At 66.8% G+C, this 24,964-nt stretch carries 25 protein-coding genes; 13 read left to right on the top strand and 12 right to left on the bottom strand.

Features of this window, described 5'->3' with window-relative positions; all coding sequences use genetic code 11:
* Positions 1-46 precede the first annotated feature (46 nt).
* Complete coding sequence (locus tag AC2FNJ_RS12180) at positions 47-448, top strand: rhodanese-like domain-containing protein (RefSeq protein ID WP_496764499.1); 402 nt, start codon at positions 47-49, stop codon at positions 446-448.
* Between the two features lie 76 nt (positions 449-524).
* Entirely contained in the window at positions 525-707 is a 183-nt protein-coding gene (locus tag AC2FNJ_RS12175; protein WP_496764498.1) for a hypothetical protein, read from the top strand.
* Positions 708-716: 9 nt separating this feature from the next.
* On the opposite strand, the gene AC2FNJ_RS12170 is transcribed toward AC2FNJ_RS12175, so the two are convergent.
* Positions 717-1,517 carry an alpha/beta fold hydrolase gene (locus tag AC2FNJ_RS12170; RefSeq protein ID WP_496764496.1) on the bottom strand — a complete coding sequence of 267 codons (801 nt, stop codon included), beginning with the start codon at positions 1,515-1,517 and terminating at the stop codon, positions 717-719.
* Between the two features lie 48 nt (positions 1,518-1,565).
* On the opposite strand from AC2FNJ_RS12170, the gene AC2FNJ_RS12165 reads away from it, so the two are divergent.
* Positions 1,566-1,940: a hypothetical protein gene (locus AC2FNJ_RS12165; RefSeq protein WP_496764494.1), complete on the top strand. Its 375-nt coding sequence runs from the start codon at positions 1,566-1,568 to the stop codon at positions 1,938-1,940.
* 82 nt (positions 1,941-2,022) lie between these two features.
* Here the strand turns inward: AC2FNJ_RS12165 and glyA are convergent, their stop codons facing one another.
* Complete coding sequence (glyA, locus tag AC2FNJ_RS12160; RefSeq protein WP_496764492.1) at positions 2,023-3,318, bottom strand: serine hydroxymethyltransferase; 1,296 nt, start codon at positions 3,316-3,318, stop codon at positions 2,023-2,025.
* A 167-nt stretch (positions 3,319-3,485) separates the two neighbouring features.
* Here glyA and AC2FNJ_RS12155 point away from each other — a divergent pair, with 167 nt between their 5' ends.
* Complete coding sequence (locus AC2FNJ_RS12155; protein WP_496764490.1) at positions 3,486-4,247, top strand: NAD kinase; 762 nt, start codon at positions 3,486-3,488, stop codon at positions 4,245-4,247.
* A 284-nt stretch (positions 4,248-4,531) separates the two neighbouring features.
* Here the strand turns inward: AC2FNJ_RS12155 and AC2FNJ_RS12150 are convergent, their stop codons facing one another.
* The gene (locus AC2FNJ_RS12150; protein WP_496764488.1) at positions 4,532-5,962 is read right to left on the bottom strand and encodes an amidase family protein; all 1,431 of its coding nucleotides are present in this window, start codon (positions 5,960-5,962) and stop codon (positions 4,532-4,534) included.
* Positions 5,963-6,087: 125 nt separating this feature from the next.
* On the opposite strand from AC2FNJ_RS12150, the gene AC2FNJ_RS12145 reads away from it, so the two are divergent.
* Entirely contained in the window at positions 6,088-6,897 is an 810-nt protein-coding gene (locus tag AC2FNJ_RS12145; RefSeq protein WP_496764486.1) for a class I SAM-dependent methyltransferase, read from the top strand.
* A 6-nt stretch (positions 6,898-6,903) separates the two neighbouring features.
* On the opposite strand, the gene prpE is transcribed toward AC2FNJ_RS12145, so the two are convergent.
* From prpE to AC2FNJ_RS12130, 3 genes are all read right to left on the bottom strand, one after another.
* Complete coding sequence (gene prpE / locus AC2FNJ_RS12140; RefSeq protein WP_496764484.1) at positions 6,904-8,793, bottom strand: propionate-CoA ligase PrpE; 1,890 nt, start codon at positions 8,791-8,793, stop codon at positions 6,904-6,906.
* A 231-nt stretch (positions 8,794-9,024) separates the two neighbouring features.
* The gene (locus AC2FNJ_RS12135; protein ID WP_496764482.1) at positions 9,025-9,414 is read right to left on the bottom strand and encodes a GFA family protein; all 390 of its coding nucleotides are present in this window, start codon (positions 9,412-9,414) and stop codon (positions 9,025-9,027) included.
* 43 nt (positions 9,415-9,457) lie between these two features.
* Positions 9,458-11,731 carry an NADP-dependent malic enzyme gene (locus AC2FNJ_RS12130; RefSeq protein ID WP_496764480.1) on the bottom strand — a complete coding sequence of 758 codons (2,274 nt, stop codon included), beginning with the start codon at positions 11,729-11,731 and terminating at the stop codon, positions 9,458-9,460.
* A 143-nt stretch (positions 11,732-11,874) separates the two neighbouring features.
* Between AC2FNJ_RS12130 and AC2FNJ_RS12125 the strand changes: the two genes are divergently transcribed.
* The 6 genes from AC2FNJ_RS12125 to upp all read left to right on the top strand — a co-directional run bounded on the left by AC2FNJ_RS12125 (position 11,875) and on the right by upp (position 17,589).
* Complete coding sequence (locus AC2FNJ_RS12125; RefSeq protein WP_496764479.1) at positions 11,875-12,981, top strand: cupin domain-containing protein; 1,107 nt, start codon at positions 11,875-11,877, stop codon at positions 12,979-12,981.
* An 83-nt stretch (positions 12,982-13,064) separates the two neighbouring features.
* The gene (locus AC2FNJ_RS12120; protein ID WP_496764478.1) at positions 13,065-13,457 is read left to right on the top strand and encodes a cytidine deaminase; all 393 of its coding nucleotides are present in this window, start codon (positions 13,065-13,067) and stop codon (positions 13,455-13,457) included.
* 4 nt (positions 13,458-13,461) lie between these two features.
* Positions 13,462-14,769, top strand: a complete 1,308-nt coding sequence (locus AC2FNJ_RS12115) for a thymidine phosphorylase (RefSeq protein WP_496764476.1) — start codon at positions 13,462-13,464, stop codon at positions 14,767-14,769.
* A complete protein-coding gene (locus tag AC2FNJ_RS12110; RefSeq protein ID WP_496764474.1) occupies positions 14,766-15,977 on the top strand; it encodes a phosphopentomutase in 1,212 nt (403 codons plus the stop codon). Before AC2FNJ_RS12115 ends, AC2FNJ_RS12110 begins: the two co-directional genes overlap by 4 nt.
* Positions 15,974-16,960, top strand: a complete 987-nt coding sequence (locus AC2FNJ_RS12105) for an adenosine deaminase (RefSeq protein ID WP_496764473.1) — start codon at positions 15,974-15,976, stop codon at positions 16,958-16,960. Before AC2FNJ_RS12110 ends, AC2FNJ_RS12105 begins: the two co-directional genes overlap by 4 nt.
* Positions 16,957-17,589, top strand: coding sequence for a uracil phosphoribosyltransferase (gene upp, locus AC2FNJ_RS12100; protein ID WP_496764472.1), 633 nt, complete (start codon positions 16,957-16,959; stop codon positions 17,587-17,589). The genes AC2FNJ_RS12105 and upp overlap by 4 nt, the downstream gene beginning before the upstream one ends.
* A 22-nt stretch (positions 17,590-17,611) precedes the next feature.
* On the opposite strand, the gene AC2FNJ_RS12095 is transcribed toward upp, so the two are convergent.
* Positions 17,612-18,625 (bottom strand): hypothetical protein, encoded by a 1,014-nt coding sequence (locus AC2FNJ_RS12095; RefSeq protein WP_496764471.1) that lies wholly within the window; start codon positions 18,623-18,625, stop codon positions 17,612-17,614.
* A 173-nt stretch (positions 18,626-18,798) separates the two neighbouring features.
* Between AC2FNJ_RS12095 and AC2FNJ_RS12090 the strand changes: the two genes are divergently transcribed.
* Positions 18,799-19,710 carry a DMT family transporter gene (locus AC2FNJ_RS12090; protein WP_496764470.1) on the top strand — a complete coding sequence of 304 codons (912 nt, stop codon included), beginning with the start codon at positions 18,799-18,801 and terminating at the stop codon, positions 19,708-19,710.
* A gap of 38 nt (positions 19,711-19,748) precedes the next feature.
* Entirely contained in the window at positions 19,749-20,396 is a 648-nt protein-coding gene (locus AC2FNJ_RS12085) for a sulfotransferase family 2 domain-containing protein (RefSeq protein WP_496764469.1), read from the top strand.
* Positions 20,397-20,427: 31 nt separating this feature from the next.
* Here AC2FNJ_RS12085 and AC2FNJ_RS12080 read toward each other — a convergent pair whose 3' ends face one another.
* From AC2FNJ_RS12080 to AC2FNJ_RS12060, 5 genes are all read right to left on the bottom strand, one after another.
* The gene (locus AC2FNJ_RS12080) at positions 20,428-22,629 is read right to left on the bottom strand and encodes a 3-hydroxyacyl-CoA dehydrogenase NAD-binding domain-containing protein (RefSeq protein WP_496764468.1); all 2,202 of its coding nucleotides are present in this window, start codon (positions 22,627-22,629) and stop codon (positions 20,428-20,430) included.
* Entirely contained in the window at positions 22,622-23,110 is a 489-nt protein-coding gene (locus AC2FNJ_RS12075) for a cupin domain-containing protein (RefSeq protein WP_496764467.1), read from the bottom strand. Before AC2FNJ_RS12075 ends, AC2FNJ_RS12080 begins: the two co-directional genes overlap by 8 nt.
* On the bottom strand, positions 23,110-23,502 hold the full coding sequence (locus AC2FNJ_RS12070; protein ID WP_496764466.1) for a GFA family protein: 393 nt from the start codon (positions 23,500-23,502) through the stop codon (positions 23,110-23,112). Before AC2FNJ_RS12070 ends, AC2FNJ_RS12075 begins: the two co-directional genes overlap by 1 nt.
* A 2-nt stretch (positions 23,503-23,504) precedes the next feature.
* Positions 23,505-24,716: an acetyl-CoA C-acetyltransferase gene (locus tag AC2FNJ_RS12065; protein WP_496764464.1), complete on the bottom strand. Its 1,212-nt coding sequence runs from the start codon at positions 24,714-24,716 to the stop codon at positions 23,505-23,507.
* A gap of 10 nt (positions 24,717-24,726) precedes the next feature.
* Positions 24,727-24,964, bottom strand: a 238-nt coding sequence (locus AC2FNJ_RS12060) for a glutathione S-transferase family protein (RefSeq protein WP_496764462.1), incomplete at its 5' end; no start/stop codon positions are given.

Here is a 24,964-nt window from a genome sequence, read left to right as displayed (position 1 = left end):
AACCCGCATGTTATGGTGCCGCCGAAACTTCAGGGAGAGCAGGGTCATGCCATTGACGGTCAAGGACATGATGGACGCCGCAAATGCCGTCGTCGAACGCATCGACGGTGCCCGTGCGCAGGAGCTGGTGGCGGCGGGGGCGCTGTTGCTGGATGTGCGCGACGCGCCCGAGCTGGAGCGCACCGGGCGCGCCGCCGGGTCGCACCACATTCCGCGCGGCATGCTGGAATTCCGCGCCGATCCGGCCTCGCAATACCACGATCCCGAATTGCGGACGGATCGGGCGATCGTCCTGCATTGCGCCTCGGGCGGGCGCGCGGCGCTGGCGGGCAAGCTGCTCAAGGACATGGGCTATGCGCAGGTCTACAATCTGGGCGGTTTGAACGACTGGCGACAGGCCGGCGGTGACGTGATCGAGCCGGTCGATCCCGGCATGGGCGCGGCGTGATCTGACACAGGTCAAAGTCCGACATGTTCCAAAAGGGCTACAGAGCGGCCGGACACTAAGAAGAGGTTGACCGGCCATGATTCGACTTGCCGCCATTCTGTATTCCCTGATCGCAACCGCGCTGGCGGGATCGGGCGTGATCGCCGTCCTGGCCGCCGGTCTGGTGACGCTGCCGGCGATTCTGTGGGCGGCGGGGCTTGGCGCGCTGGTGGCCGCGCCGACCGCGTGGCTGGTGGCCAGACGGCTGTATCAGGGCTGACCGGTCGCCTCAGGCGTCGAGGAAGGTTCGGACCGCGGCTTCGAACTCACGGGGCTTTTCGGCATGCAGCCAATGGCCCGCGCCGGGGATTCGGGCGAATCGCGCACGGGGGAACAGCGCCCGTATCCCGTCCCGGTGTTCGGCCCGGACATAGTCCGAGGCCGCCCCCGACAGGAACAGGGCGGGGCCGTTCCAGTCCGAGTCGAACTGCGGAAAGCCCATGATCCGGGGCATTTCGGCGGCCAGACCGTCGAGGTTCAGACGCCAGCGCCTGCCGGTCAGGTCGAGGGATTGGGTGAAGAAGCTCTGGAGCGATTTTTCCACGCCCAGTTCGGCCAGCTGGGCCTCGGCGTCCGAGCGGCGCTCGACCCGGCCCAGATCGACGGCGCGCATCGCTTCGATATAGGGCATCTGGCTGTGCCCATAGGCCACCGGGGCGATGTCGGCCACCACCAGCTTGCGCACCAGCGCGCCATGGTTCAGGGCCAGCGCCATCGCCGCCTTGCCGCCCATCGAATGCCCCACCACATCCGCAAGACCGCCATGTTCCGCGATGACCTCGGCCAGATCTTCGGCCAGCGACGGATAATCGTGCCGGTCCGACCACGGGCTGAGCCCGTGGTTGCGCATGTCCACGGCGATCACGTGGCGCGCGTCCGAAAGGCGTTTGGCGATGACGCCCCAGTTGCGCGCCGACCCATAGAGGCCGTGCGCGATGAGAAGCGGGGGCGTGCCGCCGGGTGTCCCGTGATGAACCGTGTTCAGCATGATGCGGTGATACCCCTGTCCGTCGGCAACGGCCAGCCCCATTGAGGCCGGATTGCCCAGCGGTTAGACTGGCCCGTCAGGAGGCGAGACGTGAGCGACAAGACCCCGATCCAGGACCAGATTGCCGAAACGATCGGATTGCTGCGGGCCAAGCTCGGCGTCCGAGGCAAGACGCTGGCGGCATCGCTGAAACGCGCCCGGCACCGGCTGCCGCGCCGCATCTACGGTCAGGCCATGATTCTGGCGCGGGCCGAGCCGCTGGCGACCCATCCCAAACTGCGCCTGACCTTGGACACGCCCGCGTTGATGGGCGCGGCGCGCGAGGTGCAGGCGCATCTCAGGGCCATCGACCTGGCCGACCGGCGCAAGGGCTGGCTGCTTGGTATGCTGGGCGGTCTGGCCTTCAACATCCTTCTCTTGCTGGCCCTGCTCTTCGCCTTTCTCCGCTGGCAGGGTCTGATCTGAGCCGGCGTGTCCGGGGGGCCGGACCCCCCGAAAGGCAAAGAGGCGCCCGAAGGCGCCTCCGCGACCGTCGCGCGTTGCGACCTCAGAGGTTCGGATAGATCGGGAACCTCTGGCACAGCTCGGCCACTTCGGCGCGCACCTTGTCCTCGGCCGCGCTGTTGCCGTCCTCGCCATTGGCGGCGAGACCATCCACCACCTCGATGATCCAGTCCGCGATCTGGCGGAACTCAGTCTCGCCGAAGCCGCGCGTGGTGCCGGCGGGCGAGCCCAGACGGATGCCGCTGGTGACGGTCGGCTTTTCCGGGTCGAACGGAACGCCGTTCTTGTTGCAGGTGATATGCGCGCGGCCCAGCGCCTTTTCGGTGGCGTTGCCCTTGACGCCCTTGGGGCGCAGATCGACCAGCACCACATGGGTGTCGGTGCCGTGGGTCACGGTGTCCAGCCCGCCCTTGATCAGCTGATCGCTGAGCGCCTGCGCGTTGGTGACGACGTTCTTGATGTAGGTCTTGAACTCGGGGCGCAGCGCCTCGCCAAAGGCCACCGCCTTGGCGGCGATCACATGCATCAGCGGGCCGCCCTGGATGCCGGGAAAGATCGCCGAGTTGATCTTTTTCGCGATGGCTTCGTCATCGGTCAGGATCATGCCGCCGCGGGGGCCGCGCAGCGTCTTGTGCGTGGTGGTGGTGGCCACATGCGCGTGCGGGAAGGGCGAGGGGTGTTCGCCCGCCGCCACCAGACCGGCGATATGGGCCATGTCCACATGCAGGTAGGCGCCCACCATGTCGGCGATCTCGCGCATGCGGGCAAAGTCGATGACGCGCGGGATGGCCGAGCCGCCGGCGATGATCAGCTTGGGCTGGTGCTCTTTCGCCAGGGCTTCGATCTGGTCATAGTCGATCAGGTTGTCTTCTTTCCGCACGCCGTAGTGGATGGCGTTGAACCACTTGCCCGACTGGTTGGGCGCGGCGCCGTGGGTCAGGTGGCCGCCGGCATCCAGGCTCATGCCCAGAATGGTGTCGCCGGGTTTGATCAGCGCCTGGAACACGCCCTGGTTGGCCTGCGAGCCGGAATTCGGCTGGACGTTGGCAAAGCCGCAGCCAAACAGCTGCTTGGCCCGGTCGATCGCCAGATTCTCGGCGATATCGACGAACTGGCAGCCGCCATAATAGCGCCGGCCGGGATAGCCTTCGGCATATTTGTTGGTCATCACCGATCCCTGCGCCGCCATCACGGCGGCCGAAACGATGTTTTCCGAGGCGATCAGTTCGATTTCGTCGCGCTGACGGCCGAGTTCGGCGGTGATCGCGTTGAAGATCTCGGGATCCCGGTCCGCAAGGGACTGGGTGAAGAAACCGGTGTCACGAAGGTTGGCGTTCATGGGGGCTCCAAATGCTGGGGTCGGTTTGGCGGATTTCCTATAGGAAACCATCGCCCCGAGAAAGGCCGTAAAGCGACGATTTGGCCAACTGCGGCGTCAAGTCTGGCCTCTTGCGGAAAGGTATGTTTGTTTCGGAACCAAATGCGCAGCACCGGAAACCCGAAAAGATGAGCAAGAGAATCGCCTTTCTGGCCAGCGATGCCCCGGTGGCGCAGACCGCGCGGGCCGCCCTGATCGGCCGTTACGGAAACGCCGCGCCGCGCGACGCGGATGTGATCGTGGCCCTGGGCGGCGACGGCTACATGCTGCGGACGTTGCACAGCACGCAGCATCTGAACATTCCGGTCTACGGCATGAACCGCGGCACCATCGGATTCCTGATGAACGAGTACAACGAAACCGGGCTGCTGGAGCGGCTGGAGGCGGCCGAGGAAGAAATCATCAACCCGCTTGCGATGACGGCGATGGATCAGTCCGGCAAGCTGCACGAGGCGCTGGCGATCAACGAGGTTTCGCTGCTGCGGGCCGGTCCGCAGGCGGCGCGGCTCAAGATCACGGTGGACGGGCGGCTGCGGCTGGCCGAGCTGGTCTGCGACGGGGCGTTGCTGTCCACGCCCGCCGGCTCGACCGCCTACAACTATTCCGCCCATGGGCCGATCCTGCCCATCGGCTCGGACGTTCTGGCGCTGACCGCCATCGCCGCCTTTCGCCCGCGCCGGTGGCGCGGCGCCCTGTTGCCCAAGACCGCCCATGTGCGCTTCGATGTCATGGAGGCGGACAAGCGCCCGGTGATGGCCGATGCCGACTCGATCTCCATTCCCGACATCGACTGGGTCGAGATCCGCTCCGAACCCGCGATTTCCCACCGTATCCTGTTCGATCCGGGGCACGGGCTGGAGGAGCGTCTGATCTCGGAACAGTTCACATAAAGGTGAAGATTGCAGAAAATTTTCCGCCTATGTGAACCAGATCACAGGAAACCGCCGCGATTTCCTCTAGTTTGGAACTTGCCCGGAGTACACGTCCCGGTGGGAGTGAGTGGCCACCGAAACGACGTTGTTGAAGACGATTGCGCATGTTTCGCGCTGGCGGGGGTGGCTTTCTGACACGCCCGTCATGAAACTCCGGGAATATTTTATGACGGCAGGCCCCGGGCGCATGTCCCGGGGCTCATTTTTTGGCGCCTGTCCCTGGCTTGGGCCGGAACGGCCGCTCAGCCCATGACCTTCCACAGCGACTCGCACATCCGGCCGACCCGGGCCTCGATGGCCGCCGCGGCGTCCACCGCCAGATCCTCGCGCCAGCGCCGGGCCACGATCTGGACGCTGATCGGTTGCCGACCCGTCGGCAGTTCCGCCAGGCGCGCCGGGACGCAGGCCGCCGGAAGGCCGACATAGTTCATCGCATAGGAATAGACCGCGCAGCCCAGCACTTCGTGCACGCCTTCGGCGCCTTCCGTGTCGCGATCGGGTCCGAAGAACGGGTGCGGCAGGAACGGTGTCAGCACCAGCGGATAGTCCTGCGTGAACAGCGACCACTGGCGGGCATGGTGGCTCCGCTCGGCCATCGTCCGCAGCAGTTCAGGGCCGGTGAACGGGGGAAATTCCTGAAAATAGGTCTCGAACACCTTGCGGATCGTGTCCGAGCCATGCGCGTCCACGTCCGATTTCATCAGGGTCCAGACCTCGCCCATCAGCGCGCGGTACCCGGTGCGCCCGCAGTCGAACACGTCGGGCGGCTCGATCTCCTCGACCGCATAACCCGCGTCGGCCAGCGCATCGCGCGCCGTGTCCAGCGCCGCCTCGACCTCGGGGTGGAGATCGTAGCCGAACGTGTTTTTGGTGAACGCCACTTTGAGCGGCCCCTCCAGCGCCTCGCCGCGCCAGGGCAGGGGCACGTGGAACGGGTCGCGCGGGTCGGGGGCGATCAGGCTGGGCATGGACAGATGCAGGTCGCCGGCCGCGCGTGCGATCAGGCCCTGCACCGACATCGACTGCGCCAGCAGGCCGCGTTCGGCGGATTGGCTCGGGTTCCAGGCCGGGACGCGCCCCAGACCCGGCTTGACCGTGACCGCGCCGTTCGCCGCCGCCGGAAAGCGCAGGCTGCCGCCGATGTCGTTGCCATGGGCCAGCGCGCCGATCCCCGCCATCACCGCCGCGCCGGCGCCGCCCGACGATCCGCCCGCCGAGATGTGCCGCCCCCAGGGATTGTGGGTGCGTCCGAAAAGCGGGTTGTCGGTATCGGCGCGGAACGAGAATTCCGGCGTGTTGGTGCGCCCGATCACCACCGCCCCCGCCCGTTCCAGGTTGCACACCACCGGCGCGTCGTCGGGCGCGATCAGATCCTTCAGCGCGGCAACGCCGTTCGACGTCGCATATCCCTTCTGATCGACGTTGATCTTGATCGTCACCGGCACCCCGAAGAGCGGCCCGAGCGGCGCGCCGCCCGCCCTCAGCCTGTCGAGATGGCGGGCCCGGTCCAGCGCCGCGTCGGCGCAGCTGTCCACCACCGCGTTCAGGGCCGGGTTCACCGCCTCCATGCGGGCGACGGCCGCCGAAACGGCCGCCTCGGCGGTCACGTCGCCGGAACGGGTCGCGGCAGCCAGTTCGGTGGCGCTGAGCCGCCAGATATCCTGTGTGGTCATGATCGAAAGCTCCCGCGGTCAGGTTAGGACCGAGCGCCGTGAAATGCCAAGCGTTTGGACGTTTCCGACGCTGCGTCAACCGGGAATCGTGCTATTCTGCCGCCGGGCGATCCAGGGAGGGGAAGATGGCTCAGAACGACACCGCCTTTGCCGGCAGCATTCCCGACATCTACGACAGGTTTCTCGTCCCGCTGATCTTCGAGCACTACGCCGACGACATGGCGCGGCGCGTCACGGCACGGCCGGTCGCGGACGTGCTTGAGACGGCCGCGGGCAGCGGCGTGGTCACGCGCGCGCTGGCGCCGCTCTTGCCGGACACGGCGCGCTATGTGGTGACGGATCTCAACCCGCCGATGCTGGACCGGGCCAGGGCGGTGCAGGGCGCGGATGACCGCATCACCTGGCAGCCGGCGGATGCGCTGGACCTGCCGTTCGAGGACCGGAGTTTCGATGTCGTATGCTGTCAGTTCGGGGTGATGTTCTTTCCCGACCGGGTGCGCGGCTATGCCGAGGCGCGGCGGGTGCTGCGGCCGGACGGGCGGTTCGTGTTCAACGTCTGGGACGGGATCGAGCACAACGAGTTCGCCCAGGTCGTCACGCAGGTTGCTGCGACCCTGCTGCCCGCGGCGCCGCCGCATTTCCTGGCGCGCACGCCGCACGGGCACGGCAACCCCGAGCGGATACGGGCCGAACTGCAAAAGGCCGGATACCGGCAGATCGACATCGAAAAGGTCACCGCCACCAGCCGGGCGCCCGACCCGTCGCATCCGGCCATCGCCTATGTCCGGGGCACGCCGCTGTACGGAGAAATCGCGCCGCACGGCGAAAAGATGGTGGACAGGGTCGTGAACGCCGCCACCGAGGAAATCCGCGCCCGCTTTGGCGCGGGCGAGGTTGCGGCCCGGATGCAGGGCTATGTGGTCACGGCAAGCTGACCTTGCCTATTTCGCGTAGCCGATGGTCTGCAGCGCCGTTCTGATCTCGTCCAGGATGGCCGGGTCGTCGATGGTGGCGGGCATCTTGTAGTCCTTGCCATCCGCGATCGACACCATGGTGCCCCGCAGGATCTTGCCCGAGCGGGTCTTGGGCAAGCGGTCCACCACCACGGCCAGCTTGAACGCGGCCACCGGTCCGATCTTTTCCCGCACCAGCTTGACGACCTCCTGTGCGACCTCGCCGTGGTCCCGGTCGCACCCGCTGTTGAGACACAGGAAGCCGACGGGCAACTGACCCTTGAGATCGTCCGTCACCCCGATCACCGCGCATTCGGCGACATCGGGATGGCCGGCCAGAACCTCTTCCATGCCGCCGGTGGACAGCCGGTGACCGGCGACGTTGATCACGTCATCGGTGCGCGCCATGATGTAGAGATAGCCGTCCTCGTCGATCATCCCTGCATCGCCGGTCTCGTAATAGCCCGGGAACTGCTGCAGATAGGATTTCCGGAACCGCTCCTCGGCGTTCCAGAGCGTCGGCAGCGTGCCCGGCGGCAGCGGCAGCTTGACCGCGATCGCCCCCAACTCGCCCGGTTTCATCGGATGGCCGCCTTCGTCCAGGATCTGCACGTCATAGCCCGGCATCGGCTTGGCGGGCGAACCCAGCTTGGTCGGCAGTTCCTCGATCCCCAGCGGGTTGCCGGCGATGGCCCAGCCGGTTTCGGTCTGCCACCAGTGGTCGATCACCGGAACGTTCAAAGCCTTCTGCGCCCAGGTGATCGTGTCGGGATCGGCGCGCTCGCCGGCAAGAAAAAGCGCCTTGAGGCAGCCCAGGTCGTATTTCGCCAGCATCTCGGCCTTGGGATCCTCGCGCTTGACCGCGCGGATGGCGGTGGGGGCGGTGAAGAAGCTCTTGACCTTGTGCTCGGAGATCACCCGCCAGAAGGTACCGGCGTCGGGCGTGCCGACCGGCTTGCCCTCGAACACGATGGTGGTGTTGCCGTGGATCAGCGGCGCATAGCAGATATAGGAGTGACCGACGACCCAGCCCACATCCGAGGCCGCCCAGAACACGTCGCCGGGATCGACGTTGTAGATGTTCTTCATCGTCCAGTTCAGCGCCACCAGGTGCCCCGCCGTGGGCCGCACCACGCCCTTGGGCGCGCCGGTCGTGCCCGAGGTGTAGAGGATGTAGGCCGGATCGTTGCCCGCGACCGGCACGCATTCGGCCGGTTCCACGCCGTACTGGAAGCCGTGCCAGTTGAAATCGCGCCCCTCGACCAGCTTGGCCACTTCCTGTTCGCGCTGGAAGATGACGCAGAAATCGGGCTTGTGCCGGGCCATTTCGATGGCGCCGTCCAGCAGCGGTTTGTAGTGTACCACGCGCCCCGGCTCCATCCCGCAGGAGGCGGCGATGATCGCCTTGGGCTTTGCATCGTCGATCCGCACCGCCAGTTCGCTGCTGGCAAAGCCGCCGAACACCACCGAATGCACCGCCCCCAGCCGCGCGCAGGCCAGCATCGCCTCAAGCGCCTCGGGGATCATCGGCATGTAGATGATGACCCGGTCGCCTTTCTCGACGCCCTTGGCGCGCAGCGCGCCGGCCAGGGTGGCCACGCGGTTGCGCAGCTCGACATACGAAATTTCGCGCTTGGTATGGGTGATCGGGCTGTCGTAGATGATGGCGGTCTGCTCGCCGCGGCCGTTTTCCACATGCCGGTCCACGGCGTTCCAGCAGGTGTTCACCTCGGCATCGCAGAACCATTCGTAAAGCGGCGCGTTGTCGTCGAACAGCGCCTTGGACGGCGGCTTGACCCAGTCGATCCCTCTTGCGGCTTCCATCCAGAAGCCTTCGGGGTCGGCCCTCCAACCCTCATAGACGTCCTGATATCCCATGGCCTCCTCCTCGCGTTCGGGTTGCCGGTTGTGTTAGGCATCCCGGCCCGACCGGGCAAGCGGGACGAATGACGGCGCGTCAGTTTATCGCGAAAGAATTTGCATCCCTGCCCGGATCGGCCTGCAAATTTTTGCAAACACCCAGAAAATGCAGGGTGACGTGGAAAATGGTGCGGAGTTTGCAAAACTGCAAACCGATACCATGCAAATCCCCTCCCGCGGGATTCGGCGTCATCCCGACCGCTTGGCGTATCGCGGCAGCGTATCCTCGATGTTCAGCCAGTGCAGATGCTCGGAGTGGAACACGTGGAACTTGGGGGGCAGCGCATCCGGGTCTTCGGCGGTCGCGGTGTAGAGGTGGATGTTCACCGTGTCGCGCGCGGTGCGAAAGGCCATCTGCGTGCCGCAGGCGCCGCAGAACAGCCGTTCGACCCCGTCCGATGAATTGTAGATGCGCGGCTCTTCGCCCTGCCAGGTCACCGCGTCATGCGGCAGACCGAAAAACGCCGTGACCGGGGACGCGCAATTGCGGCGGCAGTCGGAACAATGGCAATAGCAGCTCCAGGCCACTTCGCCATCGCTTTCCCAGCGCACCGCACCACAGTGACAATGCCCCTTCATTCTGACCTCCCTCACAGGGCGGCCACCCAACCGGCCGCCTGGGTCAACCGTAATGCGCCACCGGCGTTCCGGCAATGGCGGCCATGTTCAGCAGGCCGCGCGCGGTGATCGACGGCGTGACGATGTGGGCCTTGTTGCCCATCCCCATCAGGATCGGCCCGACCTCGATCCCGTTGGCCTTGACCTTCAGGACGTTGCGCACCCCGCTGGCCGCGTCGGCATGGGCGAAGATCAGGATGTTGGCGGCCCCGTCCAGCCGGGAATTCGGGAAGATCCGCGCGCGCAGTTCCGGGTCCAGCGCGGTGTCCAGGTTCATCTCGCCCTCATAGGTGAAGTCGCGCGGCTTGCTGTCCAGAATGGCGATGGCATCGCGCAGGCGCTTGCCCGAGCCCTCGTTCTGGTTGCCGAACTGCGATTGCGAACAGAACGCGATCTTGGGCTCCAGGCCAAAGCGGCGCGCGTGCCGGGCGGCGCCCAGGGTGATCTCGGCCAGTTCCTCGGGATTGGGCAGTTGCCGCACATGCGTGTCGGCGATGAACAGCGGGCCGTCTTCGAGAATCATCAGCGACAAGGCGCCATGCGGGCGCAGGTCGCCGTCGTTCAGAACCTGTTCGACGTAGTTCAGATGCCAGCGGTACTCGCCGAAGGTGCCGCAGATCATGCTGTCGGCCTCGCCCCGCTGCACCATGATCGCGCCGATCGCGGTCGTGTTGGTGCGCATGATCGCCTTGGCCAGGTCCGGCGTCACCCCGCGCCGCTCCATGATCTGGTGGTACGACGTCCAGTAATCGTAGTAGCGCGGGTCGTTTTCCGGGTTCACGATCTGAAAATCGCGTCCGGGGCGCACGACCAGGCCGATCCGCTCGCACCGCGCCTCGATCACTTCGGGGCGGCCGATCAGGATGGGGGTTTCGGTGGTTTCCTCCAGGATCGCCTGCGCCGCCCGCAGCACCCGCTCGTCCTCGCCCTCGGCAAAGACGATGCGGCGCGCGGCGGCCGCGGCGGCTTCGAACACCGGGCGCATCAGCAGGGCCGACTTGAACACCGTCTGGTTGAGCTTTTCCTTGTAGGCTTCCAGATTGGCGATCGGCCGCCGCGCCACGCCGCTTTCCATGGCCGCCTTGGCGACCGAGGACGACACGACGCCGACCAGCCGCGGATCGAAGGGCTTGGGGATCAGATAGTCGGGTCCGAAGGTCAGCTGTTCGCCCTTGTAGGCCGCCGCCGCCTCGGCGCTGGTGGTGGCGCGGGCCAGGTCCGCGATTCCGTCCACGCAGGCGATCTGCATGGCGTCGTTGATCTCGGTCGCGCCGACATCCAGGGCGCCGCGGAAGATGAACGGGAAGCACAGCACGTTGTTGACCTGATTGGGCACGTCGCTGCGTCCGGTGGCGATGATCGCGTCCGGCGCGACCGCGCGCGCGGCCTCGGGCAGAATCTCGGGGGTCGGGTTGGCCAGGGCGAAGATGATCGGCCGATCCGCCATCTTCTTGACCATGTCGGGCTTGAGCACGTTGGGGCCGCTGAGACCCAGAAACAGGTCGGCGCCGTCGATCACCTGATCCAGCGTGCGCAGGTCGGTGTCCTGCGCAAAGGTGTCCTTGTGCGGGTTCATGTCCTCCTTGCGGCCGGCATAGACCAGCCCGTGAATGTCGCACAGCCAGATGTTCTCGCGCTTGACCCCCAGCTTGACCAGCATGTTGAGGCAGGCGATGCCCGCCGCGCCGCCGCCGGTCGAGACCACCTTGATCTGCTCAAAGGACTTTCCGGCCACGTGCAGCGCGTTCTTGGCCGCCGCGCCGACCACGATGGCGGTTCCGTGCTGGTCGTCGTGGAACACCGGGATGTTCATCCGCTCGCGGCACAGTTTCTCGACGACAAAGCAGTCGGGCGCCTTGATGTCTTCCAGGTTGATCGCGCCGAAGGTCGGCTCCAGCGCGCAGACGATATCGGCCAGCTTTTCGGGGTCGGGTTCGTTCACCTCGATGTCGAAACAGTCGATGCCCGCGAACTTCTTGAACAGGACCGCCTTGCCTTCCATCACCGGCTTGGCGGCCAGCGCGCCGATGTCGCCCAGGCCCAGCACCGCCGTGCCGTTCGAGACCACCGCCACCAGGTTGCCGCGCGCGGTATACCGTTCGGCATTGGCGGCTTCGTCCTTGATCTCGAGGCAGGCTTCGGCCACGCCGGGCGAATAGGCGCGCGACAGGTCGCGCCCGTTCGCCAACGGCTTGGTCGCCCTGATCTCCAGCTTGCCCGGCTTCGGAAACTCATGGTAGTCGAGAGCGGCCTGGCGCAGGCTTGAATTGTCGGACATCGCTGATTTCCCCCGGAAGATTTAGTTTAGTATTAAACTAGTTTTGACGGCGGGGAAACAGCCGAATTGGGGCCACGAGGACGCAGGCAGTTTCTTGCAAATCCGACCGCCCGGGGCCACTGTCCCGGCAACAGGAGGCCGCGATGACCGAAACCATAGCCGAGATGCGCCTGCCGACCAGGGAACTGCGCGACGACATTCCGTTCTTCACCGGGGTTCTGGGGATGCGGATGGACATGATCTATCCCGCCGACGATCCCCGGACGGCGGTGTTCTCGGGCCACGGTCTGCGCCTGCGCATCGAAAGGGACGCCCCCGAAGCGCCCGGCACGATCCGGATCCTGACCGATGATCCGGATGCCTTCGCCGGCGGCCGGCGCAGCCTCGTGGCCCCGAACGGCACGCGGGTCGAGATCGAAGAGCGCAACCCGCCGCTGGTCATGCCCGAAACGGTGCATTCCTTCGTGGTGCGCCGGCTCAAGGACCAGGCGCCGTGGATCATCGGGCGGGCGGGCATGCAGTACCGGGATCTGGTGCCCGACCGGCTGGGCGGATCGATCATCGCCAGCCACATCCGCATTCCCGACGGCGGCCCTGTCCCGGACGTGGTGCATTTCCACAAGGTCGGGTTCCAACTGATCTTCTGCATCCACGGCTGGGTCGATGTGGTCTACGAGGATCAGGGCGACCGGATGCGCCTGACGCCGGGCGACTGTTTCATCCAGCCGCCCGAGATCCGCCACCGCGTGCTCGAGGCCAGCGACAACGTGCAGGTGATCGAGATCGGCGTTCCGGCGGAACATGTCACCGAGATCGACCACGACATGGCGCTGCCCACGCCGCATCTCCGGCCCGAGCGGGAATGGCAGGGGCAACGGTTCGTCTATAACCGGGCCGCCGGAGCGGAGTGGAAGCCGTTCCGCCTGCCGGGATATGTCTGCCGCGACACCACGATCGCCGAGAACACCAGGGGCGTGGCCGGTGTGCAGGTCGTCCGGCGGGGCGAGGGGGAGCCGCAATGGGCCACCCATGACGCCGACATCCATTTCACCTTCGTCATGAGCGGCGCGGTGACGCTCGAGGGCGAGGGGCGCGACCCCTATCGCCTGGAACAGGGCGACGCCTTTGTCATCCCGCCGGGGATGCGCACCCGGCTGGCCAGCCCGTCAGACGACATCGAACTGCTGGAGGTGACGTTGCCGGGCGGCTTCCGGACCACCGTGGGACAGGCGGAAACCGGCTGTGGATAAGCCGTTTCGGGGGCTTCAATTTCCCCGCCCGTTTCCCTTACTCTAGGCCATTCTGACCAAGTGATCAAAAATCGGGAATCGCCATGGAACTCAAAGACGCCGCCCTCAAGGTCCGCGAAAACGCGCATGCGCCCTATTCCAACTTCAAGGTCGGGGCCGCGCTCCGCGCCGCCTCGGGCGCGGTCTATGCCGGGTGCAACGTCGAAAACGTGGCCTATCCCGAAGGCACCTGCGCCGAGGCCGGAGCGATTGCCGCCATGGTGGCGGCGGGCGAGCGCGAACTGACCGAAGTCTATGTGGTGGCCGAGTGCCCCGAGCCGGTGACGCCCTGCGGCGGATGCCGCCAGAAACTGGCGGAATTCGGCAAGGGCGACGTGGTCGTGACCATGGCGACGGTACAGGGCGCCGAACTCAGGATGACCATTTCCGAGCTTCTCCCCGGCGCTTTCGACACCTCGCACATGGCCGGGCGCTGACCCGATGGATGCCCGTTCGATCATCGCGAAACTGCGCCGGCACGAGGTGCCGACGGCCGACGAGTTGCACTGGTTCGCCCGGGGCCTGGCCGATGGCGGCGTCAGCGACGCGCAGGCCGGCGCCTTTGCCATGGCGGTCTGCATGGGCGGGCTGGGGCCGGAAGGCCGCGCCGCGCTGACGCTGGCGATGCGCGACAGCGGCGATGTGCTGCGCTGGGATCTGGACGGCCCGGTGGTGGACAAGCATTCGACCGGCGGGGTGGGCGATTGCGTCAGCCTGGTGCTGGCCCCGGCGCTGGCCGAATGCGGGGCCTATGTGCCGATGATCTCGGGGCGCGGGCTGGGCCATACCGGCGGCACGCTGGACAAGCTGGAATCCATTCCGGGCGTGACCACGCAGGTGTCGCAGGACCGCCTGACCCAGATTCTGCGCGACACCGGCGCGGCGATCGTCGGCGCGACGGCGCAGATCGCCCCGGCCGACAAGCGGCTTTATGCGATCCGCGACGTGACCGCGACGGTGGAGAGCCTCGACCTGATCACCGCCTCGATCCTGTCCAAGAAACTGGCGGCCAGCCCCGAGGCGCTGGTGCTGGATGTCAAGGTCGGCTCGGGCGCGTTCATGAAAACCATCGAGGAGGCGCGCAAGCTGGCCCTGGCGCTCAGCGAAACCGCAAACGCCGCCGGATGCCGGACCTCGGCCGTGGTCACGGACATGCATCAGCCGCTCGCCCCCGCGCTGGGCAACGCGCTGGAAGTGGCCGAGGTGATGAAGGTTCTGACCGGCAACGCGGATGCGCCGCTGGCCGAGCTTTCGGCGCATCTCGGCGGAGTCGTTCTGGCCGATGCCGAACTGGCGCCCGACGCCAGGGCCGGGCAGGAGAGGATCATCGACGTGATCCGCGACGGCCGCGCCGCGGACCGTTTTGGCCGGATGCTGGCCGCCGTGGGCGGGCCGGTCCGCTTCGTGGAGACCTGGGAGCGGTTCCTGCCAGAAGCGACGGTGATTCAGGAGGTGCCGGCCGAGCGGGCCGGGTACGTGACCGAAATCGACGGCGAGGCGCTGGGCCTTGCCGTCGTCGCGCTGGGCGGCGGGCGGCAGGTCGAAACCGATGTCATCGACCCCGCCGTCGGGCTTTCCGGCATCGTCCGGCTGGGCGACAGGATCGCCAAGGGGGCGCCGCTTGCGGTCGTGCACGCCGCGCGCGAGGACGCGGCCCGGCAGGCGGCCGCGGCCGTCCGCAACGCGATCCGGATCGGGGCCAAGCCCGCCGCCGCCGCGCAACTCGTTCACGAAAGGATCGGATCGTGACCCGCGCCTTTCTTGTGGTGATGGATTCCGTGGGCATCGGCGGCGCGCCCGATGCCGACCGGTTCTTCAACGGCGCCACGCCGGACACCGGGGCCAACACCGTGGCGCATATCGCGCAGGCCTGCGCCGAGGGGCGCGGCGACGACGGGCGCGCGGGGCCCCTGCGCCTGCCCAATCTCGATGTGCTGGGCCTTGGGGCGGCCACGCGGCTGGCCTCGGGCGAGGCCACGCCGGGCCTCGACGCAACGCCTTCGGGCCTCTGGGGCTGCGCCCGCGAGCACAGCCTGGGCAAGGACACGCCCTCGGGCCACTGGGAACTGGCCGGGCTGCCCGTGCCCTGGGACTGGCACTATTTTCCCGACACCCACCCCGCCTTTCCCGAGGATCTCAGCCGCGCCGCCGCGCAAGCCGCCGGAACCGACGGCATCCTCGGCAACTGCCACGCGCCCGGCACCGCCATCATCGAGCGGCTGGGCGCGGAACACCTGCGCACCGGCTGGCCCATCTGCTACACCTCGGCCGACAGCGTGTTCCAGATCGCCGCGCATGAGGAGCGTTTCGGCCTCGACCGGTTGCTGGAGATGTGCAGGGCGCTGGCCCCGCGCCTGCACGCCATGAAGGTCGGCCGCGTCATCGCCCGCCCCTTCGTGGGCACGCCCGAAACCGGCTTCACCCGCACCACCAACCGCAAGGATTTCGCCATCGTGCCGCCGGCGCCCGTCCTGACCAACTGGGCGCAGGATTTGGGGCGGCGGGTCCATGCGGTGGGCAAGATCGGCGACATCTTTTCGATGCAGGGGATCGACACCACCTGCAAGGGCGCGGATGCCGAACTGATGCAACACCTGTCCCGGCTGGTGGACGAGGCCGAGGACGGCAGCCTGACCTTTGCCAACTTCGTCGAATTCGACAGCGTCCATGGCCACCGCCGCGACATCGCCGGATACGCGCGCGCGCTGGAATGGTTCGACCGCGAAATCGGCGCGGTCCTGTCAAGGCTGCGGCCCGGCGACATGCTGCTGCTGACCGCCGATCACGGCAACGATCCGTCCTGGGTCGGCACCGACCACACGCGCGAACAGGCGCCGGTCCTGATCGCAGGGCGCGGGACCGGCGCGATCGGGCAGGTCGATTTCGCCGACGTGGCCGCCAGCGTCGCCGCCCATCTGGGCATCCCGTCGCAAGGGCCGGGGAGGAGCTTTCTGTGACCGTCGCCGACCTGCCCAAGATAGAATTGCACCTGCACCATGAAGGCGCGGCGCCGCCTGGGTTCATCCGCCAGCTGGCATTCGAAAAGCGCATCGACCTCAGCGGCATCTTCAAGCCCGACGGCACCTACGATTTCCGCGACTTCGCGCATTTCCTGCGCATCTACGAGGCCGCCTGCCAGGTGCTCACCACGCCCGAGGACTACCGCCGCCTGACGCTGGCCGTGCTGGAGCAGAGCGCGGAAAACGGCGTGGTCTATTCCGAAACCTTCCTCAGCCCCGATTTTTGCGGCGGCGGGGATGTGCGGGCCTGGCGCGACTATGTGGACGCGATCCGGGACGCAGCGGACGAGGCCGAGCGCAAGCTGGGCGTCACCCTGCGCGGCGTCGTCACCTGCGTCCGCCATTTCGGCCCCGACCAGGCCAAGCGCAGCGCCCTGTGCGCCGCCGAAACCGCCGGCGACTGGATCGTGGGTTTCGGCATGGGCGGCAACGAAACCTGCGGGCGCCAGGGCGACTTTTCCTGGGCCTTCGACTGCGCGCGCGAGGCCGGGCTGCGGCTGACCGCCCATGCCGGCGAGTTCGACGGCCCCCAAAGCGTGCGCGACGCAGTGCGCGCGCTGGGGGTCGAGCGCATCGGGCATGGCGTGCGGGCGGTCGAGGATGACGATCTGGTGCGGGAACTGGCGGATCGCGAGATCACGCTTGAGGTCTGCCCCGGCTCGAACGTGCGGCTGGGGCTCTACAAGGATTTCGCCGCGCATCCGATTGCCGCGCTGCGCGAGGCGGGCGTCAAGGTCACGGTTTCCACCGATGATCCGCCGTTTTTTCATACCACCCTGCGGCGCGAGTATGAGAAGCTGCACGCGGCGTTCGGCTGGCAGGCCGAGGATTTTGCCGCGCTCAACGCGACCGCGCTGAACGCAGCCTTTTGCGACGAAGACACCCGCAAGCGGGTCAAGAAGAGACTGGAGAAGACATGAGCGAACACCTGACCGTCGTCGATCACCCCCTGGTGCAGCACAAGCTGACGCTCATGCGGGACAAGAGCACCTCGACCGCCGGGTTCCGGCAGCTTCTGCGCGAAATCACCCTGCTTCTGGCCTATGAGATCACCCGCGAGATGCCGCTGACCACGCGCGCCATCGAAACCCCGCTGGAAGAGATGGACGCGCCGATCCTGGCCGGCAAGAAGCTGGCGCTGGTTTCGATCCTGCGGGCGGGCAACGGGATGCTCGACGGAGTGCTGGAACTGATTCCCTCGGCCCGGGTCGGGTTCGTCGGGCTCTACCGGGACGAAGAGACGCTGCAACCGGTGCAGTATTACTTCAAGGTGCCCGAAGGGCTTAAGGACCGGCTGGTGATCGCGGTCGATCCGATGCTGGCCACCGGCAACAGTTCCGCCGCCGCCGTGGACCTGCTGAAACAGGCCGGGGCGACCGACATCCGCTTCCTCTGCCTGCTGGCCGCGCCCGAGGGCGTGGCGCGGATGAAAGAGGCGCACCCGGACGTTCCGATCGTCACCGCCGCGCTCGACCGCGAACTCAACTCCAAGGGTTACATCATGCCCGGACTCGGCGATGCCGGCGACCGGATGTTCGGCACCAAGTGAGTGCGGCCGCTGGCGCGCCGGGTCAGCCGCCGCAGATGCTCTGCAACAGCACCCAGTCACGGTCCGGCAGCACCTGCTCCAGGCTGCGCCCGGCCATCGGGTCGGCTTCGATCAGTCCCAGAACCGTTTCGCCGGTCACGTCGCGCGCATAGGCGTAGGGCGTCGAGGGCAGGGCGGTCTGGGCAAAGACCGCCAGCAGGTCGTCGTCGGCCAGGCCGGGGCGGGGTTCGGCCAGCACCTGCTCGGCATAGCGGTCGAGGCTGTCGGGCGTCAACTCGCCGGTCGTCAGCAGCCGGAAGGCCGCCAGGGTGCCGGCCCGGTCCAGCAGATCGGCCAGCGGATCGGTTTGCGCGGCGCGGGCGCGTTCCGCCAGAACATAGCCCGCCGCCACCGCCGGATCCTCGTGATCTTCGATCAGCGCCCGGTTCAGCAGCACGACGCGCCCGGGCAGGATCAGGCTTTCCGCCAACCCGCCGGGCAGGATCACGATACGGCGCACGCCGGTCCGCTGCGCCAGCCGGTCAAGCACCGGCTGCGCGTCCTCGGACCGGCAGGCCCGGCCCGAGACCCGCTCGATCCGGCTCAGGATGGCGTTGCCGATTTCCTGCCGCTTGATCTCGGGCACGACCGAGACCGCGTGGCGCTGCATGGCCCCCGGCGCCCAGAGCGCCAGCACCGCCACCACAGCCAGGATCACCCCGGTCACGCTGACCCAGCGCAACCGGCCGGGATGCGGGCGCGCGCGTTCGATGGCGCGCTGCAGCCGGTCGATGGCCTCGATCATCGTGGTTTCCGAAGCCGCCAGTTCCAGCGTCTCGCCCGGATCGCCGTCGGGGTTGTAGATGGCCGGATAGGCGCCGGGATTCTGCCGTACCAGCGCCGCCAGCGACCAATGCGTCAGGGCGCGGTCGTTGAAGTCCGAAATCGTCAGGGTCGCCTCGCCGATCGACACGACGACCTCACGCCGCTGGTCTTCCGGCGTGGGCCGCCACAGACCGGTGGCCTCGATCCGTTGATACTGTTTCAGCGCCGTCATGCGGATGGATGATGCTCGTCTTCGTTTTTCTTTCAGGTTAGCACGGGATGCGCGAAGCCGGCAAACCGGTAGAAACCGTTGCGCCGCCGAAATTTTCGCGTACAGGTCAGATTCCGGCATCTGGTGTCGCGGCCCCTCCACCGCCGCGCCCGCAGGCAGGATAGCAAGGGACCATGCAGGCCATGGAAGTCAAGACCTCGCCGGTTGCGGCGTCGATGCTGATGGTCGCGGCGATGGCGATCATCGGCGTGATCGACAATTTCGTGATCCGGCTGGCCGAAACCATCGGGCTGTGGCAGTTCCACTTCACCCGCGCGCTGCTGATGCTGCCGCTGGTCGGCGGCCTGTCCCTGCTGGGCTTCGGCCACATCCGGCCGATCCGGCCCGGCATGGTCGCCCTGCGCAGCGTCCTGATCGCCACCGCCATGCTGTTCTATTTCAGCGCCCTGGCGTTCATGCCCATCGCGCAGGCGCTGGCCGGGCTGTTCACCTCGCCGATCTTCGTCCTGCTGATCTCGTCCGTCGCCATGGGGCAGCGGATCGGGCCCTGGCGCATTCTGGCGGTTCTGCTGGGATTCGCCGGCATCCTGTTCGTGCTGCAGCCCGATCCCGACGCCTTTGATGCCAAGGTTCTGATCCCCGTCGCCGGTGGGTTGTTCTACGCGCTGTCGGCGGTCGTGACCCGCGCCTATTGCGCCGGCGAAAGCACCGTGGCCCTGCTGGGCGCGATGGTCCTGACCCTGGGCGGCGCCGGGGCGTTGGGACTGGTGGGGTTCACCCTGTTCCCGGTCGAAGCCGCCGCAGGCCCGGCGGGCTTCGTGCTGCGCGGCTGGGTCTGGCCGATGGATCAGGCCGCGCCCTGGGTGGTGCTGCAGGCGGTCGGCTCGTCCATCGCCGTGTTCATGCTGATCAAGGCGTATCAGCTGGGCGAGCCGTCCTATGTCGCGGTGTTCGAGTATTCGGTGATGATCTTCGGCCCGCTCTTCGCCTGGGTCGCGCTGGGTCAGACCCTGGGCGTGCCGCAGATCGTCGGTGTCGGCCTGATCGCGGCGGCGGGCACGATCATCGCGCTGCGCTCGGGTTGAGGGTTCAGCTTGCGCCAAAACCGGGCTAGCGTGCCGCCATGATCATCTCGACCGGGCGCTCCTATGTCTTTGTCCATATTCCCAAGACCGGCGGCACTTCGCTGGCGCGGGCGCTGGAAGACCGGGCGATGAAGGATGACATCCTGCTGGGCGACACCCCCAAGGCCAAACGGCGCCGCAAGCGGGTCAAGGGCGTGCAGGCCCGCGGCCGGCTGTGGAAACACGCGACCCTTGCCGATATCGACGGGCTGGTATCGCTGGATACGCTGAAGGGCTTGTTCGCCTTCACGCTGGTGCGAAACCCCTGGGATCGCCTGGTCAGCTACTATCACTGGCTCAGGGTGCAGAGCTTTGACCATCCGGCGGTCGCATTGGCGCAGAGGCTCGATTTTCCTGCCTTCGTCCTGCATCCACAGACGCGCGAGTCGTTCCGGGCCAGCCCGGCGCGGTCCTACATGCTGCGGGCCGACGGGGTCGAGCAGTGTTCGGCCTATATCCGGCTGGAGCATTTCGACGAGGACGCCCAGCCGTTGATCCGCCATCTGGGCTTTGCCGTCGAGATGCCGCGCCTCAACGCCTCGGACCGCGGCACCGATTACCGCCGGTACTATTCATCGGCCACGGTGGACGCGGTTGCGGCGGCCTGCCGGGAAGACATCGCGCGGTTCGGATACCGGTTCGAGTGACCGGCGCGCGAACGCGCGCCGGTCCGAAGTGTCATGCGGCCTTCGCTTCGGGATCGAAACGGCCATAGAAGCTCTGGCCCTTCTCCGCCATCTCGCGCAGCAGCGGCGGGCAGGCGAACCTGTCGCCATATTTCGCGGCCAGCTGGTCGCACCGCTCGGCGGCATAGGGCGTACCGATGATGTCGAGCCAGCTCAGCGGGCCGCCCGACCAGGGGGCAAAGCCCCAGGCCAGGATCGCGCCCACATCGCCTTCGCGGATGTCTTCCAGCACGCCTTCCTCCAGCGCGCGGACCGCTTCCAGCACCTGCGCGAACATCAGGCGTTCCTGCACCTCGATCAGGTCGGGCTGATCCTCGGCCAGCGGGTATTTCTCCTGCAGGCCCTTCCAGTAGCCGACGCGCTTGCCCTTCTCGTCATAGTCGAAGAATCCCGCATTGGCCTTGCGGCCCAGACGGCCCTGTTCCTCCATCCAGAAGATCAGGTCGTCGGCCGGGCTTTCGGGATAGGCATCGCCCATCGCCGCCTTGGTCGCCCGCGCGATCTTGGCGCCAAGGTCGATCGAGGTCTCGTCGGTCAGCTGGATCGGCCCCACAGGGAAGCCGAGCTGGCGCGCCGCGTTGTCGATCAGCACCGGCGACACGCCTTCGGTGATCATCCGCGCGCCTTCGTTGACATATGGGATGATGCAGCGGTTGCAGTAGAAGAACCGCGCGTCGTTGACCACGATCGGCGTCTTGCGGATCTGGCGCACATAGTCCAGCGCCTTGGCCACCGCCCGGTCGCCGGTCTTCTTGCCCTTGATGATTTCCACCAGAAGCATCTTTTCCACCGGCGAGAAGAAGTGGATGCCGATGAACTGCTCGGGCCGCACCGACGCTTCGGCCAGACCGGTGATCGGCAGGGTCGAGGTGTTCGAGGCAAAGATGCAGTCCTCGGGAATGATCGCCTCGACCTTCTGGGTCATCTCGGCCTTCACCTTGGGATCTTCGAACACCGCCTCGATGATCAGGTCGCACCCGTCCAGCTTTTGCAGGTCGGGCGTGGCGGTGATGAGGTCCAGCATCGTCTCCTTCTTTTCCGCCGTGACCTTGCCGCGCTTGATGCCCTTGTCCAGATAGGCTTCGGTATAGGCCTTGCCCTTGTCGGCGGCGGCCTGATCGCGGTCGATCAGGATCACTTCCATACCGGCCTGGGCGCTGACCAGCGCGATGCCCGCGCCCATCATGCCCGCGCCCAGCACGCCGAGTTTCTTCACCCGCTGATCGGGGATGCCCTTGGGCCGCACCGCGCCCTTTTCCAGCGCCTCCTTGTTCAGGAACAGCGACCGGATCATCGCCGACGAGGACGGGTTCATCAGGATCGACGTGAACCACCGCGCCTCGATCCTCAGCGCGGTGTCGAAATCGACCAGCGCGCCTTCATAGATCGCGCTCAGCAGCGCCTTGGCGGCGGGGAACGCGCCCTGCGTCTTGCCGTTGACCATGGCATTGGCGCCGACGAAGGTCATGAACCCGGCCGGATGATACGGCGCGCCGCCCGGCATCTTGTAGCCTTTGGCGTCCCACGGCTTGACCAGGTCGGCATCCTTGGCGTTCAGCACCCATTCTTTGGCCGCCGCCACCGGATCGTCCGCCACGGCGTCGATCAGCTGCGCCCCCTTGGCCTTGGCCGGGTCCAGCATCTTGCCCTCCAGCAGGACCGGGGCCGCCGCCATCGCGCCGACCATGCGCGAAAAGCGCGTGGTGCCGCCGCCGCCGGGGAAGATTCCCAGCAGGATTTCCGGCAGTCCGATCTTGGATTTCGGGTTCGAGGTCATCACCCGATGGTGGCAGGCCAGCGCGATCTCGGTGCCGATGCCGGCACAGGTGCCGTTGATGGCGCAGGCCACGGGCTTGCCGCCCTTCTTGGTCTTGGGGTCCATGCCGGCCAATTCCAGCTTGCGCAGGATGTGGTGGCCGCCCATGACGAAGTTGAACAGCGCCTCGGCCGGGTTGTCGCCGGCCTCCTCGCGGATGGTCGCCAGCGTGTTCAGGTCCATGCCGCCGGCAAACGACCCTTCCTTGCCGCTGGTGATGACGATGCCCTTCACCTCGTCATCTTCCAGCGCCTGATCGACCAGCGCGCTCACCAGTTCGAACGCCTCGCGGGTCATGACGTTCATCGACTTGCCCTGGGCGTCCCAGGTGATGAAGGCGACGCCGTCGGCGTCCTTGGTCAGTGTGAAATCAGTCATTGTCATCTCCGATCTGATCAGCCGTCAGGGGGCTGCCGTCCTTGCGGGTAAAGCGCGCGCCATCGGCGTCCATCTTCACCATCATGTCCATGTCGCTGTAGTAAGCGGTTTCGGTCGGGGTGCGCGTGCCCACCACCAGAAAGGCGGCGGGCGCGTCGGTCTTGTTGATCAGGTGGTGACCGTTCGGATCACCGGCCGGAAAGGCGGCGCAGTCGCCGGGCGCCATCGGGTGTTCGCCTTGGTCGTCCACCAGCGCCAGCGCGCCTTCGGTGACCATGACGAACTCGTCCTGCTGCATGTGGTAGTGCCGCAGCGACGATTTCGCCCCCGGTTCCAGCCGCACCAGGTTCACGCCGAACTGGTTGAGTCCCCCGGCATCGCCCAGACGCAGGCTGCTGCGCCCCTCCATGGCGGCGCTCAGCTTGCCGGGATAGATCGAGCCGGTGCGGCGTTCGATCCGCGCAAGATCCAGTTTCGGCATCAGCTTGCCTCCTGCACCCTGGCGTGATCCCAGGGCTGCGCCTGCTCGGCAAAAAAGATGCGGTCGGGCGTTACCTGCGACGGGTCGTCCAAGGCACCTGCCAGAGCCATCACGATGCCCGGCGCCCGTGTCGTCGCGCCGTAGAGCGGCGATCCGCAGACCGGACAGAACACCTTGGTCACCGTGGTTCCGGCATCCGAGGCGCGGGTCCATTCCGCCGTTTCTCCGCTGACCTCGAACGCAGCGGCATCATGGCAGAACTGCACCGCGTGGCCCGAACCCGACATATGCTGGCAGGCGCGGCACTGGCAGAGGAAGGCGAAGTTCGGACTGCCCGACGCAGTGAACCGCACCCGTCCGCAAGCACAGCCGCCTGTCAGTCGCTCGGCCATGGTCAGACCCGCTCGACGATCGTCGCCGCGCCCATGCCCGACGCGATGCAGAGCGTGGCCAGACCGATTTCCTTGTCCTGCCGCTCCAACTCGTCCAGCAGGGTGCCGATGATCATCGCACCGGTGGCGCCCAGCGGATGGCCCATGGCGATCGAGCCGCCGTTGACGTTGACCTTGTCGGTGTCCACGTCGAACGCCTGCACGAAGCGCAGCACGACCGAGGCAAAGGCTTCGTTCACCTCGAACAGATCCAGATCGCCGATCTTCATGCCGGTTTCGGCCAGAATCTTTTCGGTCACAGGAACCGGGCCGGTCAGCATGATGGTCGGATCGGTGCCGATCTTGGCGGTGGCCTTGATGCGGGCGCGCGGTTTCAGGCCGTATTTCTCGCCGAATTCCTTGTTGCCGATCAGCACGGCCGCCGCCCCGTCCACGATGCCCGAGCTGTTGCCGGCATGATGGATGTGGTTGATCCGTTCCAGGTGCGGGTATTTCAGCATCGCGACCTTGTCGAAGCCCGGCATCTGCTCGCCCATCATCTGGAACGAGGGGTTCAGCGCGCCGAGGCTCTGCATGTCGGTCTCCGGCCGCATGTATTCGTCGCGGTCCAGAATGGTCAGCCCGTTCTGATCCTTGATGGTGATGACCGACTTGTCGAACCGGCCTTCCTCCCAGGCTTTGGCGGCGCGTTTCTGGGATTCAACCGCCAGCGCGTCGGCATCGTCGCGGCTGAAGCCGTATTCGGTGGCGATGATGTCGGCCGAGATGCCCTGCGGCACGAAATAGGTCTCCATCGCCAGCGACGGATCGACGGCGATCGCCGCCCCGTCGCTGCCCATGGCCACGCGGCCCATCATCTCGACCCCGCCGGCGATATAGGCCTCACCCGCGCCGCCCTTGACCTGGTTCGCGGCCAGGTTCACGGCCTCCATGCCGCTGGCGCAGAACCGGTTGATGGCGAGGCCGGGGATCGACTCGTCCAGGTCCGAGGCCAGCACCGCCGAGCGCGCCAGGCAGCCGCCCTGTTCCATCACCTGGGTGACGTTGCCCCAGATCACGTCCTCGACGGCGTGACCTTCCAGGTTGTTGCGCTCTTTCACCGCGTTCAGCGTCAGGGCCGACAGGCGCACCGAGGTCACCTCGTGCAGGCTGCCATCCTTGCGGCCCTTGCCGCGCGGGGTGCGCAGGGCGTCATAGATATAGGCTTCGGTCATCATGCTCTCCTTAAGCTCGATCCGACGGGTTGCCGGGCATCAGGTCATAGGGGGATTTCCAGCCGGGCTGCTCGGACAACCGTGTCAGCCAGGCGTCGATATTGGGCCACTCGGCGCGGTCGAAACCGAAGGGCTCGGGATAGTACAGGTATCCGCAACAGCTCAGATCGGCGTTGGTCACGCCATCGCCCACGATCCAGTCGCGGCCCTGAAGATGCGCGTCCAGCACCTGATAGGCCGCCTTCAGC

The sequence above is a fragment of the Ruegeria sp. BHSB196 genome (assembly GCF_059613135.1).
Note: the sequence above shows the minus strand (reverse complement) of the source record. Positions and strands in the feature narration are given on the sequence as shown.